The sequence below is a fragment of the Priestia megaterium genome (genome assembly GCF_009497655.1).
GTDB classification, from domain to species: Bacteria; Bacillota; Bacilli; order Bacillales; family Bacillaceae_H; genus Priestia; species Priestia zanthoxyli.
Genome location: NZ_CP023317.1, coordinates 1,947,601 through 1,965,855, shown reverse-complemented (window position 1 = coordinate 1,965,855; position 18,255 = coordinate 1,947,601). Strand labels below are relative to the sequence as shown.

The following is an 18,255-nucleotide window of genomic DNA, read 5'->3' as shown; positions in this document are numbered from 1 at the left end:
TATAACCTTTTTTGAAAGCGTTATCATAAGTATTTTTTCCTATTTTATGCGGATAAAGAAAAAAAATCCATAGTTAACAATGTTAACTATGGATGCCGTATCTCTTTTACACTTCTGCTGTTTCAGGTGAGATGGTTTGATCGTTGTATACGTTTGTATCTAACTCTTTTGTTAGTTTACTAGTTACGACTCCGGCTGTCATGCTTCCACTTACATTAAGTGCCGTACGTCCCATATCAATCAGTGGTTCTACTGAAATTAATAAGCCTGCTAGCGCTACGGGCAAATTCATAGAAGATAATACAAGTAAAGCCGCAAATGTCGCTCCTCCGCCAACCCCTGCTACGCCAAACGAACTAATTGCTACAATGGCAATCAACGTGAAAATAAATGAAGGCGTTAAAGGATCAATACCTACCGTTGGTGCAATCATAACGGCTAACATAGCTGGATATATTCCAGCGCATCCGTTTTGACCGATTGTAAGACCAAATGAACCTGCAAAATTCGCAATTCCTTCTGGAACCCCTAACTGTCTTGTTTGTGTGTTAACATTCAAAGGCAATGCTCCAGCACTCGTACGAGAAGTAAAGGCAAACGCCAATACAGGAAATACTTTCTTAACATATGTGATCGGATTTACACCGATGATTGTTAGAATAACTAAGTGAACGATAAACATAGCTGCCAATGCGACATATGATGCTACAACAAATTTTCCAAGTTTAACAATTGCATCAACATCACTCGTTGCTACTGTTTTGGTCATAATTGCAAGTACCCCATAAGGAGTTAAACGAAGAATTAGCGTCACTACACGCATCACAATTGCATACAGCGTATCAATAATTTTTGAAAATAACGCTGCTTCCTCTGGCTTTTTACGCTTCACGCCTAAATATGCAATTCCCACAAATGCTGCAAAGATGACAACGCCAATCGTGGAAGTTGAACGTGCGCCTGTTAAGTCAAGGAACGGGTTAGCTGGTAATAATTCTACTACTTGCTGCGGGATTGTTTTTGCTTCTAGACTAGATAAATTGTTTTCTAAGTCCTCTCCGCGCTGAAGTTCCGCTTCCCCTTTTGTAATTTGGACAGATTCTAAATTAAAGCTCGTCGTTGTAAAAATACCAATAGCAGCTGCTATCGCTGTTGTAACAAGCAAAATGCCAATAATTAAACTACTAATCTTTCCAATGTTGCTCGTCAATTTTAAGCGAGTGAATGCCGCTACGATCGACACAAATACAAGCGGCATGACAATCATTTGAAGAAACTTCACATATCCGCTTCCTACAATGCTAAACCAATCGGCGGTCGTTATCGTTACTTCATGAGTCGGACCATACACCCACTGAAGAGCAAAGCCAAAAATAATCCCTAGTCCAAGCGCCGTAAACACACGCTTTGAAAATGATACATGTTTTTTCTGCATCATAAACAGCCCCGCAAGCAGTGCCAGCATAATAAGGATGTTTAGAATGACTAATAAGTTATTCATAGATGTTCCCCCTGTGATTTTTCCATAATTTATGTCTCTATTACTTATAATACAACAATACCAATAAGTCAACTAGGTTTTGTATTTTTTCCTAAAGACAGTTTTTTTGAATAATTTTGACAAAACAAAAAAGCTAAGGATTTTCCTTAGCTTTCTATTTTACGCTTGTATGTACTTCAGTGGTCTTTTGCTCCGTTACCAGAGATGGCCTTTCTTTCATCAGACCGGATGTACTACAATTCATATATAGGATTACATTTCATATAATTCATTCAGCCATTTTACAAACAAATGTCTAGGTAATTCTAGTTCGTGAAGCTCGACATATTGAATATCAGATAGCGTCGTTCCTCTAGCCATATAAAAGTACCACTGCCAGCCAATATCTTTAGCAATGGCATAAGATTTAGCTAGATCTTGCCTATTATCTGTCTGCTGCATATCATTCATCCACTGCGTTTCATCCGCTTCATACTCATAATAATGGAGAGTATATTTATCACACCAATACGCAAGGTCTTGATGGGAAAACGGATTTTCTCCGTCACATACTTGAAGCAATAGCATTCTTAAATTTTCCGGTGTATACGGTAATATAATTTTTTGATCTGCACGTCTCATTTTGCTACCTTCCTGACATGTTCGTTTCTTTTATTACATCATGTACGGCTGCGTTTAGCAATAAGAAATGGATGACGTTTTCATTACTTTTCGTTTACAACATTTCATTTGCTTGCAAAAACCGCCGTATCTTTTACATACAGAGGCAGTCGGATTTTAACAATCGTCCCTTTGTTCTGTTCACTCTCAATCTGCAGGGTACCGTGATGATCATGAATAATTTTGGAGCTGATTGTTAATCCAAGCCCCATTCCTTTTTCTTTTAAAGTAAAAAACGGTTCTCCTATATGTTCTAGACGGTCTTTAGAAATTCCTACTCCTTCATCTCTAACTTCTATAAAAATATGGTCATCCTGCGCTGTTTTGATTGTAATGTAAATATTCCCAGGCTTATCCATGGCTTCAATTGCGTTTTTAAAAACATTAAGTAATACTTGAATAAGGTGATTTTTATTTCCATACACACTAGCTTTACTTGTTTGTTCATCGTATAAGAAGTCAATGTTTTTCAATAAAGCTTCATGGGAAGTTAAACTCATTACATACTTAACCGCTTCTGTAAGAGAAAACACGCGAAAATGTTCACTTTCAGGTTTTGACAACAGGAGCATTTCACTGACAATACCATTAATTCGTTCCAGCTCATCAAGCATGATATTAGCATACCCTACCGCGGATCGGTCTGTTTCTTTCATGAGCTGAACAAACCCTTTAATACTCGTAAGCGGATTTCTAATTTCATGGGCAATTCCAGCAGCTAATTCGCCTACTACAGAAAGCTTTTCCTTTTTTATCAGAAGCGCTTCTGCAAGCTTTTGCTGAGTGATATCTCGTCCAATCGTGATAAGAGCTTTTCTTGAGCCATCATCAAAAAACACAGGTACTTTAATAACATCAAATGTTTTGACCTCGCCGTTTGGTATTTCAAATGCTTCTTCCATGCGTACCTTTTCCTTTTTTCTCCAAGCTTCTTCATCCGATGAAATACAGTGTAAGAAAGCGGCTTGAAAGAACGGCACAAGCTCTCCAAGTTCTGCATCGGTTTTACCCCTGTAATCAATACCCTTTAAATGATAAAGTTCTCTTCCAAAATCGTTCACCGCCAACCATTTGCCAGCTCCATCTTTAAAACAAATAAAATCTGGCATTGAGTTTATTAATGTAGCAAGCTGATACTGTTCATCAGACACCTGTGTATGAACCGAACGCTTATGAAGTAAATAAAACGTGCCAGCCGTTATGCCCACTAGTAAACTATCTTTTATCAAACTGCTAAGAGCATATGCTCCTTTAAAAAATGCCATTGTTTGAAAGACGATGTACACCCCTACAACCAGAAGACCAGCAACCGCCGCTGCTTTTCGTACACCCTCCCTATTTTTTATCAATATTTCCCACCAGCCTTTGTTTTTTACGTGAACACTCTCTATGTCTCATCAATTAAGTTCTGAACATTCTTCTTACTTTTAAACTAGTTTACCTTATTTTTTTATTCTTATCTAATACCTTTTTTTATTACTTTTGACACAGTTTCTTTTATCCCCTTTATTTGTTTCCGCATTTTCATTTTATTTGAATTATTTTCTCTATTAAAATAGGAATTTAGATATGGAATACTCTGGAACATTTAGGTAATAATGCTCTTTTTTGTATTTTCTTAATATTGTAAATTCGAATAGTACCAACTACATCGATAAATTTAGGGGGATTTTAATGAAAAAAACCGTGATTTCTTTGGCTGTAGCAACAAGTTTGACTTTATCTTTTACAAGTGTACAAGCTTCTACTTCTGCAAATGTTTCTCACAATCAAAGTTCTGAACAAAAAGTATTAAAAAAAGTAAATTCCGAGAAAATTTATCAAGACATTGCGTATCTCTCAAAAAAACCTCGTGTGGCAGGAACTGAATCTGAACGCGAAGCTGCTACATTTGTTCAAAAGCGTTTGTCTAAACTAGGCTATGAGAGCGCAGTAGAGCCTTTTACATTTACCGGTTACACACCAGCAGCTAGTTTTTCACTAAGCGTAAACGGTACCAGCTACTCTCCAACAACTTTTACTTATACCACCAATGGAAATGTCACAGCTGAAATTGTAGATGGAGGGCTGGGTACAAAAGATAATTTAGCAAACAAAGATGTGACAGGTAAAATTGTATTAGTTCAGCGAGGCACTATTACTTTTGGTGAAAAAGTATTAAATGCTGCTGAAAAAGGGGCTGCAGCCGTCATTATTTTTAATAATACAGACGGTGAGCTAAACGGAACGCTTGGCGGCGCTAATGATAACTACATTCCGTCTCTTGCTGTAACCAAAGAAGAAGGTGAAAAGATTCTTACTTCTATTCAAAAAGGCGAAAAACCTTCAGGTACAGTAAAAATTGAAGGAGCTGTCGTAAGTGAGCGAACATCTTATAATGTAACCGCTACTAAGCCTTCTACTTTTAAGAAAAAAGGAACAAATGATATTATTGTAGTAGGCGCTCATCATGATTCTGTAGCCGGAGCGCCTGGGGCAAATGACGATGCTTCTGGAACAGCAATGGTGCTTGAATTAGCTCGCGTATTTAAAAGTCTTCCTACTGATACAGAACTGCGATTTGTTACATTCGGAGCTGAAGAAGTAGGCTTACTAGGATCCGAGCATTATGTTAGTGAGTTATCTGAAGATGAGAAAAATCGTATTGTTGGAATGTTTAATTTAGACATGGTAGGAAGTCGAGATGCGGGAGATTTAGTGATGAATACAGCTGATGGAACACCAAACCTTGTCACAGAATTAGCTCAAGCTTCAAGTACAAGATTAAATGGATCACCTACGCCATTCCAAGCTGGCGGCCGAAGTGATCATGTTCCTTTTGCAGAGGCAGGAATACCGGCTGCTCTATTTATTCACAGTCCGTCTGAACCTTGGTATCATTCCCCTGAAGATACCCTTGATAAAATAAGCAAAGAAAAACTTCAAGATGTGGCTGAGATTGTTGGAACAGCTATTTACGATCGTTCCCGTCCCGATCAACAAGGTTCTTCCGATAAAAAGAGAGCACCATTTAAAGCACCTCATCTTTATCACGAGCAAGATGTCAACTAATAATCTATCCCCGTTATTCATACATGACCAAAAAAGAGATGTTTATGCATCTCTTTTTTTGATAAGCAGATTTCTCAAGGTTTTAAATCCATTATGCTACAATTATCATAGAGGAACCTCGCTTAATGCTTACATAAAAATTTTGAACAAAAGAGGTGTATTTTTTGGATTTTACGGTAGACCATTCAATTCTTTTATTATCTATTCTCCTTGTCATAGGGGTACTTACTGCAAAGTTCTCTACTCGCCTTGGGGTCCCTTCGCTCGTACTTTTTATCATCGTAGGAATGGTTGTTAGCCACTACATCTACTTTGACAATGCTCTTTTAACACAAGGATTCGGAATATTAGCGCTTATCATTATTCTTTTTGATGGAGGCGTGCAGACCAAATGGAAAGATGTCAAACGCGTTGTTCGCCCTTCCGTTTCATTAGCTACTTTCGGAGTCCTCATTACGACAGTTTTAACCGGCGTACTTGCCAAATATATTTTAGGCGTTACTTGGCTTGAAGGCTTTTTATTTGGGGCAATCGTTGGCTCTACAGATGCTGCAGCCGTGTTCTCTGTACTCGGGACACAGAACATCCGCCAAAAACTAAACTCCACGCTAGAAGCAGAATCTGGTTCCAATGATCCGATGGCCATCTTCTTAACCGTTTCTATTATTGAATTAATTCAACATCCAGACTCTCCAATCCTCTCATTAATCCTTAATTTCTTTTGGCAAATGGGAATCGGACTATTACTTGGTTTAGTACTTGGAAAAGCATCCGTTTGGATTATTAATCGAATTAATTTGGATTCTTCAGGACTTTATCCTGTTCTTACATTGTCATTGGCCGCCTTGACCTATGGAATTTCCACATTTGTAGAAGCAAGCGGTCTACTTGCTGTATATGTAATGGCAGTGGTAGTAGGAAATGCAGATCTAACTTATCGTCACACAATTGTCCGCTTTAACGAAGGTTTTGCATGGATGATGCAAATTTTAATGTTTATTTTACTCGGCCTTCTTGTCTTTCCTAATCAACTGCTAGATATTATTTGGCAGGGTATACTGTTATCTCTTTTACTTATGTTTGTCGCTCGTCCACTCGGCGTATTTCTTTCGATGATGTTTGCTAAATACTCATCCAAAGAAAAACTGTTTATTTCTTGGGCCGGTTTAAAAGGAGCTGTTCCAATTGTATTGGCTACTTATCCTATGATGGCAGGTTTGGAGAACAGCACGCTCATTTTTAACGTCGTTTTCTTTGTTGTCTTAACTTCCGCTCTTCTTCAAGGAGCAACAATCGCTCCTTTAGCCAAATTTCTAAACCTTTCTCAAGGTGAAAAAGAGACGGTTCCTCACAGTCTCGAGCTTGTTTCGATGGGCAAAACCAAAAATGAAATGATTGAGTTGAAGCTCGTGGAACATGCAGATATATCAGGAAAATCGCTTGAAGAACTTCACCTCCCTGAAGATATTTTAGTGACTGCTGTTATTCGAGATGATAAATTACTTACACCTAGAGGAAATACACAAATTTTTGCAGGTGATACATTATATATTCTTATTTCAAAGAAAAAACGAGATAAAGTAAAAGCATTTTTCCAAAAAAATACGTCTGATGGGGACGAAAGAGAAGGAAAAACCAGTTAAAAGATTGGCTAAAGCTTTTACTGGAAAAACAGCACCCGCTTATTGAACGGAGTGCTGTTTTTGCTGTTGCATCAAATAAAGAGATTTATAATTGGGATGATGTTTTAAAAGTTCTGAGACCGTGACAAATTTATACCCCTCTTCCTTTAACTTCGGTAAAATTTGTTTTAATGCTTCAATGGTTTGGGTTCGATCTCCTCCCGTATCATGAAACAATACAATATCTCCTGACCTGGCATGGTTAAGCACTTGACTTACAATTTTATCGACGCCTGGATTTCTCCAATCAAATGTATCTTGATGCCAAGACCAAAGAATAATCGTATACTGCTGATTTTTAGCAGCTTTTACTACCCGATCGTCATAATAGCCAGTAGGCGGACGAAACAGGTAAGGTTTTATTCCTGTAATAGCTTGTATACGTTCATCCGCTTTTTCAATTTCTTGTTCAATTCTCTCTACTTCCTGGCCCCTTACTTTCAAATGGCTATATGTATGATTAGCAAGTTCATGACCTTCACGAACTTCTCTTTGAGCAAGCTTGGGAAACGACGTTATTCGATCGCCGACTACAAAAAAAGTTGCTTTGGCACCGTACTTTTGCAATAAATTTAAAATAGTCGGCGTATATTTAGGATCTGGTCCATCATCAAATGTAAGCGCAATTAACTTCTCATCTTTCATGGGAACTTCCCACACGATATCTCCTTTTCTTTCATAATAAAATCTGCTCTTCTTTGCAGCATCCACCTGAATACCGTAGAAATTAATGGAAACAATAATAATAATTGACAAGCACCATTTCACTCAATGACCTCCTTTTTTGTCTAGGTGTGATTCATGCGTATTGTCAATAAACGCTTTAATACCAACTGCAAATAATCGTTCATTACCCAAACACACGCGCTGTTGACGGCGATTAGCTGTAGAAGTTGATTTACGGTTTTTCATAGTCTTCTCTCCATTACTAATTGATTGTGTTTTTAGGTTTACCAAAAAGTCAAAAATAAACCTACGGGTTCTCACATGGCAAAACATTTTTATATAGCAATTACACGCTGTCTAGCGTTTTGAATAGGAGATATATACATGCGAAAATTTTATTTAGCGCTTCTGTTAATAATAAGCGGAACCATGGTTATACTGCCTTCTGTTAAAGCAATCAGTGAAAGCAACGAGAAACATCAGCAGCTCACCGTAAGCGAACAAGGATATTCTCTTTCATTGCCCGGTGAATATACGCTTCAAAAAGAAGAAAATGGAAAAGATATTCTTTTTTCAACCAAGACTCCCTATACGTGGATGCGAATTGAAGTCCTTTCCGGGAAAGAAAGTACAAGCAAATCATATCTAGGTCGTTCAAAAGAATTGTTTGATGACCAGTTTGGAAAATCGTTAAAAATTTCTTCTACATTCCCATTTATTCAACCCGTTGTGTTTGCATCTATGTCTGGGAGTAAAAAAGAAACGGCAAAACTATATGTATTAAGAGAAACAAAGGGGCACCCTGCTTTAAAAATCACGATGGTTACGGCTAAAAATTCTGATGATGAAAAAAAGTTAATTTCAATTGTTGACTCAGTAAAAACGCATGAATGAAAATAGATAAGGAAGCCAGCTATGAAAAAAAAGATATTTCTTGTTTGTTTTATATGTTTGATGAGTGGCTGCTCAACTGCTTTTCGCGAAGAGCTTATCAACACACAAAAAGAAATTCCAAGAGAACGCTTGCCACAGCAAAACTTCACCTATCCTTACAAAGGAAGCAGCAGAACAGATGTTGGTTATCTTAAAAGAAGCAGTAATCAAAACTATACGCTTTACGTACTAGAAGGATACGAGTTTACAGAAGAAGAGCCCCGAAAAGATGTCATTTACAATAAAAAAAATGATGCTTTGTGGATGCGGATTGAAGTGTTTCCCTCAAATAAAAGTGTAGAGGAGCTGAAGAAAGAAACAAAAGAAATTTTAAGAGCTGGCTTTTCGGAAGTGGCTTCCCTTGACACGCACCTCATTCACTCTAGCTTAGAGATAGAAGCTGCGTACAAAGCGTCCGATGATAAAAGTAATGCATACGGCTTTCTTGTTCGAAAGCAAAATCAACACCCTACTTTCCGATTAACGATCTTTGCTCCTAAATCCGAAAGGGATTTAACTCCGCTTTTGGAAATGGCGAGAACGCTTCAAAATGCATAAATCAGAAAAAAAGTCGGTTTACAAAGTGTGTAAACCGACTTTTTCTTTATTTCATATCTAACAGTTTAGTTTTTAAATCTTTTTCCATTTGATACAGCTCTGATTCTGCCTCGGTACGCTTCGTACGCCCTTCTTCTTGTATCTTTAGTACTTCTTCTAACGTAGTAATCAAGTCGGACTGCGTTTTTTTCAATGTTTCGATATCGACAATCCCCGCCTCGTTTTCACGAGCTACTTCAATTGTATTCTGCTTGAGCAGCTCTGAATTTTTAGTAAGCAAGTCGTTTGTTGTCTTAGATACTTGTTTTTGGGCTTCCATTGCTTTCTTTTGGCGTAATAAAGTGGTTGCGATGACTACTTGATTTTTCCAAAGTGGAATAGCTGTTAAAATAGAGCTTTGAATTTTTTCCACAAGGGTCTGATTGACTTCTTGAATTAATCGAATCTGCGGTGCACTTTGAATGGCAATTTGACGGCTCAGCTTTAAATCGTGCACTCGTTTTTCTAGCCTATTGATAAATTGATTTAAATCATTGACCTCCTGAGCCATTAAGTAGTCATTTTTTTGAGAGGCTGTTTGCTGAAGCTGGGGCAGCGTTTCATTCTGCAGCGCCACTAACTTGTATTCTGCCGCTGCAATGTAGACGTTAAGCGCCTCGTAAAACTGTTTATTTTTATCATATAAGCTATCTAACATTGTAATGTCTCGATACAGCATTTGTTTTGAGCGCTCTAACTTATCTGCAATTTTATCAATTTCAACATTAATGCTTTGATATTTTGTTAATAAATTTTGAATAGGCCTAGAGACTCCTGAAAACAATCGACCGATGACTCCTTTTTTCTTTGAAGAAAAGTCATCGGGATTTACTTGGCGAATCTTACTCATCAAATCTCCTATAACGTCTCCTACTGGTCCCGTATCTTTCGTTTGAACATGCTGTAGTACAGATTGAGAAAACTGAGATAGTTCTGACTGAGCTGCTACCCCGTACTGTAAGATAGCCTGCTGATTTTTATAATCAATTTGATTTGCGATTTTCTGCGCTTTTTCCTGATATTCCGGTGTCAAATCATCGTATGTGTTTCTTTTTGCAGCGCGAGTATCCGGTTGTAACTGCGGGGTAGGCGAAGCAAAAGGATCATCAAGCAGCGCATCTAACGATTTATTTTGATCATATTCTTTCATCATAAAATCCCATCCTTTGCATTTACATTACTTTGTGCGATTAGTAGCTGTCGGTATATACGGCTGCTCTTCTTCAAATGCTTGCTTTAGCACTTTAAGCTCTACATCTAATGTCAGCTTATCTTGTGAAAGAGCATTTGTTAATAAATGCTCATACTTCCCTGATAACCCGCGCAGCATGTCTTCCGCTTCATGAAGACTTTCTTTTACTTCTATGCTTTTCGTTGGTTTTGATAATAAAAACATATACCTTTCAATGACGGTAACCGTTGATTGTAAGTAGTTCGTAAAAAAGGGCTGAACATCTTTATATCGTGCGGGCTCTTTTTCTACCATTTCAATGATGCTTTTGCCTACTTTGTATAGTTTAGAAAGTTCTGTCCACATATGAACAGACCGAATTTTAAAACGATAGCTTCCAATGGTTCTTAATTGCTTTCTTGCCTCTTTTACTTGATGACGCACGTATGCAATTTCTTCTCTATATGGATTTTGATAATGACGTCGAGCACTGCTCATAATAAAAAACAGGCTCATCACGACCATTACTCCTATACTAATGCCAACGGATTGAATCATCGTGGTACTGAATCCAAAATAGCTGACCGGAACGGCTACTGCTCCTGTTACCCAAATGGCAAGAATCTTTTTTATGATTCGAACGACTTTCATCGCTTTCACTCCTATCTTAAATGTGACCGAACTTTTAAACGTATACATATTATACCATTGTCTTCCCATCTCTTAAAACGATTACTGTTATAATTTATATACGGATAAATCCCTTAAAAGTTTCACAAAACAAAAAAACAGGCAGCTTTTATAGCTGCCTGTTTTTTATTGATCTTCGCGCTTGTTGTAATCATACTTCGAACGTTCAATTGGTTTGAACCCTTCTGGTGTATGAAAGCGGAGTAAGTCTCCGTAAACAAGTTTATCTGATAGTTCTAGCTTTTTCTTAACTAGTTCATCATACTTATCATACTGTTTCGCTTCCTTATCTGAAAGCTGCTTGCCCGTTGCGTTGTCATACACTTTCTGATCAACTTTTGTTACCTTCGGTGTAACAAAATCACCGTTACGGAAAGGTACAACTTGCTGATGTTCTTTTGATAATAAGTCTGTACCAAAGTCAATATAGTCTTTTGTATCAAGACCTAATAAATGCATCACTGTTGGACGAACATCTACATCTCCACCATACGTATGATTTACGCCGCCTTTAAGGCCTGGTGAAGTAATAAATAATGGTACGCGCTGCAGTTGAGCTTGTTCAAAATCATTGATGTTTTTACCCATTACTTTGCCCATTGCACGCTTATGGTTTTCAGAAATACCATAGTGGTCACCGTACATCACAACCATCGTATTGTCTGCTAAGCCAGAGGCCTGTAAGTCCTCAAAGAATTGCTTGATTGATTCATCTAAATAACGAGCCGTTTGGAAGTATTGGTCAACTGACTTATCTCCCGTATTATGAGGTCCAATCGTTTGGTCTTCCTTATCTAATGGATAAGGGAAGTGGTTTGATAACGTAATGAACTTCGCGCTAAATGGCTGCTTTAAGCCTTTTAGGTACGGCATTGATTCTTTAAAGAATGGTTTATCTTTTAAACCATAGTTCAGCGTATCTTCGTCTGACATATTGTAATAAGCTGAATCAAAGAATTTTTCTACACCCATTGATTTATACATCTCATCACGGTTCCAGAACGATTTTCCATTTCCGTGGAACACAGATGTTGTATAGCCTTGCTGATCTAGAATACCAGATAGCGACTGATAGGTGTTATTTGCTTTTGTTGTAAATACAGAACCCTGAGGTAAGCCGAATAATGAGTTCTCCATCATGAATTCAGCATCTGACGTTTTACCTTGCCCTGTTTGATGGAAGAAGTTATCGAAATACATTGTGTTCTGATCTTTTAATAGTGAATTTAAGAATGGCGTTACTTCTTCACCATTTAACTTATAACCAATCATAAATGACTGAAGTGATTCTAATGAAATATAGATAACGTTTTTGCCTTTTGCTTGACCGAAATATTCTTTGTTCGGCTCAGCATACGTTGCTTTTGCATAGTTCTCTACCTCAGCCACATCACTGCTATCTGCTAGCGCGCGCTGTGCTGAAGATTTCGAGCTCTGGATGATGTCATAGATCGTATAGTTATACGTTCCTAAATATTTTACTAAATAGTTGCGGTCAAATGTTCTCGTTAATAGTTGAGGACGATCCATTTCCGCTAGTGCAATGTTGGCACTTAAGAATAAAATCCCTGATAAAAATACACCTGTCACAGTACGTCGACTAATTGTTGCTGGTAAGTCAACTTTTTTCCATAGTACTAAAACTAAAAGAATAAAGAAATCTGTGAAGTATAAAATATCAGTTGGGCTGATTAAAGCCATAGCACTGCCGCCTAATTGACCAAAGTTGTTTGACTGAGTCAATACAGGAACAGTAATAAAATCATTAAAGAAGCGATAGTACACTACATTTGCGTACAGGATGAATGAAAGTAAAAAATTCATTCCAAGCAGTGCTCGTACTTTTCCGCGCCCTTTAAATAGTAATGCAATGGCAAAAAAGAAAATTGCCGAACCAATTGGGTTTATGAAAAGTAAGAACTTTTGCATAAAATTATCTAGCCCTAAGTTAAATTCGATACGATAAACGGTATACGTTTTAATCCAAAACAACAAAACTGCAATTAGAAATAACGGCAGCTGTTTCGAAAAAATATTTTTACCGTTTGTCATGAGCTGTTTCATATTCCCACCTCTGTCTCTATTGAAATTTAAGCTCACTTTTATTTTTATAGTAAATGTAAAAAGAAATCTCCCTTACAAAAAATGTAAGAGAGCTAATCTGTTCTTTCACATTTTAACTCTTTAAAAAAAATTGTCAACACCGCTACGTATAATTTTCACCAAACGTGAGAAAATAACTACTTTCTTATTCCCAGCTCTATCGGCTTTCAAACACAAATATATCCTGCGCTTTTTTCTTCTCACTATTTAATACGGACAGCTTCTCTTTAGGTTTCACTATTTTATATTTATTTTTTATTTTGTCCACTATACATATAAATTTAACACTTGCCTTAGTTTTCCTTCTGCTTTACAAGAGAATGCATAAAAGCACTTGTGAATATTTGTTATATCAATGCCTCTTATTTTCTTTTCTTTCTACAGTAAACCACATATTCTGAGTTATTTCTTTCTTTAAATATGAAAAAAATGTGTCAGTTTGCATCGAAAATTTTTATTTTTTTACCTTTTTGTTTATAATATAAATTATAAATATTATTTGAAATTTCAGATCTCTTTAATATTTGATCTAGAAAGTGCATTTTTTATATAAAATTGGAATGAGTACGGGCTACGTATACTTGTATACCTAGAAGTTTAAACGTCTTACATTTTTATAAAGGAGAAAAAATGAAAGAATGTATTGTTTTCATTACAAATATTATTAATGTATTGCACGATGGATTAATTTATATTTTTTATTTACTAGGATTTTCTCTTTCAGATAAAGAACTTCACTTCTGGATTATTGGCATTATTGGACTGCTCACGTTTTTAAGCGTTTATATGATCTTTAAATTATTGTCAAAATGGAAATTTAGTATTACAGCTATTTCTTTTATCTATACTCTTACCGTTATGCTTGTCTTAGTTTTTGCTATTGAAATTCAGCAAGGAATTACTACCCGGGGCAACATGGAATTTGATGATGCCATAGCAGGCTTATGGGGATTTTTAGTGTTTTTTAGTATTTATATCGCCTTTGCTTCTTTTTTTCTTTTATCCAAGAAATTATTGTCTTCAAATAAGGAGAAAAAGATAAAAACCGAGGCCCCTACTCGGAGCCAAAGGCATGTTAATTAATTTCGTTTGAGTTTTAAAACGACTTGATGAATCCGTATTCGATTATATCGTTGAACCAAAATAAACGGTACGTTTGCAATAATCGCATAAATAACCATCCAAACACCTATAGAAGGAGAGTTCCATATAAAAAAAAGAATAGAAGGAAGTATGCTGATCCAGTGAGTTAACTCTGCTCGATTTGTTTCCATTAAAAAAAGCTGTGCATATTCCTTCGTTCTACTCTCCCATTTCTTTTTATAAAACCCTCGTTTAAATAGCTTTCCTGCATCAGGAAGCCAGGTTTTCCATCGGTGCACCCCGAATTTTTTATATATTCCAACTGTTTCCCAGCTGTGAACCTTAAACAGCGCAAGGTCTTTTTTTAAATAAAAGGCAGAAATTTTTGCGCACCTGTAGGCGATGAACATGTGAATCACAAACCATGCCATGATATTAATTAAGAGCTGAGCACCTGTCATTTTATCACTTTCTTCTTTTTTTCTTCTTCTATAGATATGCTGCGTTCTTTCCATTTAACTTGCTTTCTCACCGCTGTTTGGATGAAAGACCATACGAATAGGCCCAGAAAAAACAGCACGTGAATAGGAAATAAGCACAAAGAAAAAAAAGTAAACGAACCTATTTTTCTTAAGCTATTAAATAAGAGACTGACATAGCAAACATAACTGCTAATTGCCAAGCCTGCATGTTGATTCCATAGAGTAGGTAAAAAAAGAACATAATTAATCATGCTAGTAAGCCATAAACTTACTAGAAATAAATAAATGGCTTCCGTTTTCCCCGCACCTGAAGCAAAGCTTTTACTCCACCCTCTTATCAGGCTTTTCATACCATCTGGATACATGCGCATGGAAAGAGCTCCTTGTCCACTCATACACGCAATAAATTCACCTTGTTTGCTCATTTTCTCAACCAGTGCCATATTTTCAACCACTTCTTTTTTTATCCCTTCGTGGCCTCCGCTTTGAAAGTAGGAGGCTGCGCTGCAAAGCAAGCACTGCCCGAAACCGACGGAAGGACTTTTCCAATTTTTAAAGGGGTGAAAAGCGCCAATCGATGCAAACGTAACATAGTGAAATAAAGCAGAAAACATTTCATAAGGCCTCTTAACAAGATGATAAGGATGAACCGACAGCACCCCCCCTTGCTGTTGATAGTAGAAAAATACTTTTTCAATTCCGTCTTTCTCTACTGTAAGATCAGCATCTAAAAACAAAAGCAACGAGCCTTTTGCTTCTCTTGCTCCATTCCAGCATGCCCATGACTTTCCTAACCATCCAGCTGGAAGTGTCCCCGGGTGCACTACTTTCACGCCAAATGCTTTGGCTACCCGCTCAGTATGATCTGTTGAGTTGTCATCTACAACAATCACTTCAAAGTCAGCGTTCTGTAACTGGAGTGACTGCAATAAAAAGGTAAGGTTTTTTTCTTCATTTCTAGCTGGAATAATAATGGACAAACATGACATATCGTTTCTTACTATTTTTACACGTTTAAATGTAGGGATAGTGATGACAAGCGTACCTGTCAAGACAAGAGCAACCAGTAAAAAAGACATCTCTTTCTCCTTTCCTTCACGTATGAAAATTAGCGAACTGGACAAAATAAAAAGTTGTAGACCTATTTTTATTTTGCGTGAAGTCATTTTATACACATTGTTGACAACTCGCTTTTGTTTTATAAGGAGGAAAAAGATGAAAAAGAAAGTAATTGTTGTAGGCGCAGGTTTAGGTGGTCTGTCAGCTGCTATTCGTCTGTCAGCTGATGGATATGATGTAACAGTCGTTGAAAAAAGCGAGCGAATTGGCGGTAAGTTAAATATTCGCAGCGGCAAAGGGTTTTCTTTCGATACGGGACCTTCTATTTTAACAATGCCGTGGGTGCTAGAGCAGCTGTTTGACAGTGCAGGTCGCAATATCCACGACTACTTGACAATAGAACGAATTGAGCCTCAGTGGAGAACTTTTTTCCAAGATGGAACACAAATTGATTTGACCAGTGACCTTCCTCGCATGCTTCAGCAGCTTCAAGAACTTGCTCCAGAAGACATTGAAGGTTTTTTTGACTATTTATCTTATGCAAATAAAATGTACGAATCGAACTTAAAAAGTTTTTATAAAAAAAGTTTATCTGGACTGCACGATTTACGAACGATGCACACGGTAAAAGAACTGCTTCAAATGGATCCAATGAGATCTATGGATGCTACTACACGCAAATATTTTTCAAACAAACATTTGCGTCAATTGTTTAATTTTTTAATTATGTACATCGGCTCTTCTCCTTATCATGCACCGGCTGTATTAACACAGCTTGCTCACGTTCAGCTAGGATTAGGTATTTATTACGTAAAAGGCGGAATGTACAAAATTGCTGAAGCGATGGATAAGCTCCTTCAAGAACTTGGCGTCACTGTGCATCTAAATACGCCGGTAAAAGAAATCACAACAAGCGGAGCAAAGGCAACTGGAATTACACTAGAAAACGGTGAAAGCCTATCAGCAGATGTTGTGGTATCTAATCTAGAAGCCATTCCAACTTACCGCTATTTATTAAAAAATCATGCGCAAGCAGCTAAGCAAACTCAGCAGCTTGCAAAATTTGAACCTACTGTTTCTGGCCTTGTTCTTTTATTAGGGGTTAACAAACAGTACAAACAGCTTCAACATCATAATTTCTTCTTCTCAAAGGATCAGAAAGAAGAGTTTGATACAATCTTTAACAAAGGTCAAGTAGCCATGGATCCGACAATTTACATTGGCGTATCGTCTAAATCAGACCCTACGCAAGCTCCTGAAGGAAAAGAAAACCTGTTCGTTCTTACTCATGTACCTCCTTTAAAAGAAGGCGACGACTGGGCTGCATTAAAAGACCGCTACCGTGATATCGTACTAAAAAAGCTTGAGGCAATGGGATTAGAAGACTTACGTTCCAGCATTGAGTTTGAATATACGTTTACTCCTAACGATATCCAAGAGCTTTACGGCGCTAACGGTGGGTCCATTTATGGCGTAGCAACTGACCGTAAGAAAAATGGAGGGTTTAAAATTCCGGCAAGAAGTCAGCTTCTTTCTAACCTTTATTTTGTAGGAGGCTCTACACACCCTGGAGGCGGCGTGCCAATGGTGACATTATCAGGTCAGCTTACAGCGGACGCGATTAATGAAGATTTTCAAATTCCTCGTATGCAAAAAGATATTGGATAATGAAAAAGTGCAGGAAATTCCTGCACTTTTTTTAAAAGTTCATTTTTGACTGTCCACCGTCTACGTTTAATGTCGCACCTACTATCCATGAAGCTTGAGAAGATGCTAAAAAAACAACGGCGTTTGCCACTTCTTCTGGCTCTCCAAAGCGCCCTGCTGGTATTTCATTTTCAACAAACTGCTTAATCTTTTCCGGATTTTCATCCATTCTTTTTTTCCAATTACCCGTTTCATGCAAGATGCTTCCAGGCGCTACTCCATTTACACGAATTCCTTTAGAAATCATTTCATCTGCAAACGACTTTGTAAAGCTGATAAGCGCTGCTTTTGCGTTATTGTACGTGACTTTCCCTCCACTTTCTCTCCCAAAAATAGAGGTAACGTTAATGATGGACCCACCTTTTGTCATATGTGCCGCTGCTAATTTACTCAAGTGGACAGCTGAAAAGTAGTTTAGCTCCATCGCTTCCTGAAAAAGAGATAAATCTGTTTCCATTGCCGTGCTTCCATTACTTCCTCCAGCGTTATTAATTAAAATATCAATACTCCCAAAGTCGTTAATGAATTTCTTAATTAACGCAACTCTATCCGCTTCGTTTGTTAGATCTGCTGTATATGTACGTACGTTTTCTAATTCTGACTGTGCATGCTGTAATGCTTCCTCTCCTCTTGCAGCAATTCCAACGTTTGCTCCTTCTTGAATAAACAAAGCAGCTATAGCTTTCCCAATCCCTTTTGATCCACCGGTAATGAGTACATTTTTGCTTTGCAACTGTAAATCCACACGTATCCCTCCACGTTAAATGATAACTACTATACTTTCTATCATATCCCACCGCGTCTCAAAATTAAAATCATATACTACTTTACCTTTTACTTCCTTTCAAAGTGTGTTCTTTATGGATACAT

General features: G+C 37.4%; 17 protein-coding genes. 6 read left to right on the top strand and 11 right to left on the bottom strand.

Going from position 1 to position 18,255, the window contains the following annotated elements; genetic code table 11:
* Positions 1-106 precede the first annotated feature (106 nt).
* The 3 genes from CEQ83_RS09865 to CEQ83_RS09855 all read right to left on the bottom strand — a co-directional run bounded on the left by CEQ83_RS09865 (position 107) and on the right by CEQ83_RS09855 (position 3,510).
* The gene (locus CEQ83_RS09865; protein WP_028413614.1) at positions 107-1,501 is read right to left on the bottom strand and encodes an L-cystine transporter; all 1,395 of its coding nucleotides are present in this window, start codon (positions 1,499-1,501) and stop codon (positions 107-109) included.
* 252 nt (positions 1,502-1,753) lie between these two features.
* Positions 1,754-2,122 carry a hypothetical protein gene (locus tag CEQ83_RS09860; protein WP_013056739.1) on the bottom strand — a complete coding sequence of 123 codons (369 nt, stop codon included), beginning with the start codon at positions 2,120-2,122 and terminating at the stop codon, positions 1,754-1,756.
* Positions 2,123-2,226: 104 nt separating this feature from the next.
* Positions 2,227-3,510, bottom strand: coding sequence for an ATP-binding protein (locus tag CEQ83_RS09855; RefSeq protein WP_028413615.1), 1,284 nt, complete (start codon positions 3,508-3,510; stop codon positions 2,227-2,229).
* 325 nt (positions 3,511-3,835) lie between these two features.
* Between CEQ83_RS09855 and CEQ83_RS09850 the strand changes: the two genes are divergently transcribed.
* Positions 3,836-5,212, top strand: a complete 1,377-nt coding sequence (locus CEQ83_RS09850) for a M28 family peptidase (RefSeq protein ID WP_155017216.1) — start codon at positions 3,836-3,838, stop codon at positions 5,210-5,212.
* A 164-nt stretch (positions 5,213-5,376) separates the two neighbouring features.
* On the top strand, positions 5,377-6,855 hold the full coding sequence (locus CEQ83_RS09845) for a potassium/proton antiporter (RefSeq protein ID WP_028413617.1): 1,479 nt from the start codon (positions 5,377-5,379) through the stop codon (positions 6,853-6,855).
* A gap of 39 nt (positions 6,856-6,894) precedes the next feature.
* On the opposite strand, the gene CEQ83_RS09840 is transcribed toward CEQ83_RS09845, so the two are convergent.
* Both CEQ83_RS09840 and CEQ83_RS27030 read right to left on the bottom strand, forming a co-directional pair.
* A complete protein-coding gene (locus CEQ83_RS09840; RefSeq protein ID WP_028413618.1) occupies positions 6,895-7,662 on the bottom strand; it encodes a polysaccharide deacetylase family protein in 768 nt (255 codons plus the stop codon).
* Positions 7,663-7,806: a hypothetical protein gene (locus tag CEQ83_RS27030; RefSeq protein ID WP_165573406.1), complete on the bottom strand. Its 144-nt coding sequence runs from the start codon at positions 7,804-7,806 to the stop codon at positions 7,663-7,665.
* Positions 7,807-7,944: 138 nt separating this feature from the next.
* On the opposite strand from CEQ83_RS27030, the gene CEQ83_RS09835 reads away from it, so the two are divergent.
* Entirely contained in the window at positions 7,945-8,454 is a 510-nt protein-coding gene (locus tag CEQ83_RS09835) for a hypothetical protein (RefSeq protein WP_028413619.1), read from the top strand.
* A 21-nt stretch (positions 8,455-8,475) separates the two neighbouring features.
* A complete protein-coding gene (locus CEQ83_RS09830) occupies positions 8,476-9,051 on the top strand; it encodes a hypothetical protein (protein WP_028413620.1) in 576 nt (191 codons plus the stop codon).
* 46 nt (positions 9,052-9,097) lie between these two features.
* On the opposite strand, the gene CEQ83_RS09825 is transcribed toward CEQ83_RS09830, so the two are convergent.
* The 3 genes from CEQ83_RS09825 to CEQ83_RS09815 form a co-directional block, all read right to left on the bottom strand.
* The gene (locus tag CEQ83_RS09825) at positions 9,098-10,243 is read right to left on the bottom strand and encodes a toxic anion resistance protein (protein ID WP_028413621.1); all 1,146 of its coding nucleotides are present in this window, start codon (positions 10,241-10,243) and stop codon (positions 9,098-9,100) included.
* 24 nt (positions 10,244-10,267) lie between these two features.
* A complete protein-coding gene (locus tag CEQ83_RS09820) occupies positions 10,268-10,912 on the bottom strand; it encodes a 5-bromo-4-chloroindolyl phosphate hydrolysis family protein (protein ID WP_028413622.1) in 645 nt (214 codons plus the stop codon).
* Between the two features lie 165 nt (positions 10,913-11,077).
* The gene (locus tag CEQ83_RS09815; protein ID WP_013056729.1) at positions 11,078-13,015 is read right to left on the bottom strand and encodes a lipoteichoic acid synthase; all 1,938 of its coding nucleotides are present in this window, start codon (positions 13,013-13,015) and stop codon (positions 11,078-11,080) included.
* Positions 13,016-13,684: 669 nt separating this feature from the next.
* Between CEQ83_RS09815 and CEQ83_RS09810 the strand changes: the two genes are divergently transcribed.
* The gene (locus tag CEQ83_RS09810) at positions 13,685-14,137 is read left to right on the top strand and encodes a hypothetical protein (RefSeq protein WP_013056728.1); all 453 of its coding nucleotides are present in this window, start codon (positions 13,685-13,687) and stop codon (positions 14,135-14,137) included.
* On the opposite strand, the gene CEQ83_RS09805 is transcribed toward CEQ83_RS09810, so the two are convergent.
* Together CEQ83_RS09805 and CEQ83_RS09800 are read right to left on the bottom strand one after the other, a co-directional pair.
* Positions 14,134-14,652, bottom strand: a complete 519-nt coding sequence (locus tag CEQ83_RS09805; protein ID WP_226313290.1) for a glycosyl-4,4'-diaponeurosporenoate acyltransferase CrtO family protein — start codon at positions 14,650-14,652, stop codon at positions 14,134-14,136. The two genes, CEQ83_RS09810 and CEQ83_RS09805, sit on opposite strands and share 4 nt — an antisense overlap.
* Complete coding sequence (locus CEQ83_RS09800) at positions 14,595-15,698, bottom strand: glycosyltransferase family 2 protein (RefSeq protein WP_155017215.1); 1,104 nt, start codon at positions 15,696-15,698, stop codon at positions 14,595-14,597. The genes CEQ83_RS09805 and CEQ83_RS09800 overlap by 58 nt, the downstream gene beginning before the upstream one ends.
* A 136-nt stretch (positions 15,699-15,834) precedes the next feature.
* Here CEQ83_RS09800 and CEQ83_RS09795 point away from each other — a divergent pair, with 136 nt between their 5' ends.
* Positions 15,835-17,346, top strand: a complete 1,512-nt coding sequence (locus tag CEQ83_RS09795; RefSeq protein WP_155017214.1) for a phytoene desaturase family protein — start codon at positions 15,835-15,837, stop codon at positions 17,344-17,346.
* Between the two features lie 31 nt (positions 17,347-17,377).
* Here CEQ83_RS09795 and CEQ83_RS09790 read toward each other — a convergent pair whose 3' ends face one another.
* Positions 17,378-18,130 (bottom strand): SDR family NAD(P)-dependent oxidoreductase, encoded by a 753-nt coding sequence (locus tag CEQ83_RS09790; protein WP_099330872.1) that lies wholly within the window; start codon positions 18,128-18,130, stop codon positions 17,378-17,380.
* Positions 18,131-18,255: the final 125 nt, after the last annotated feature.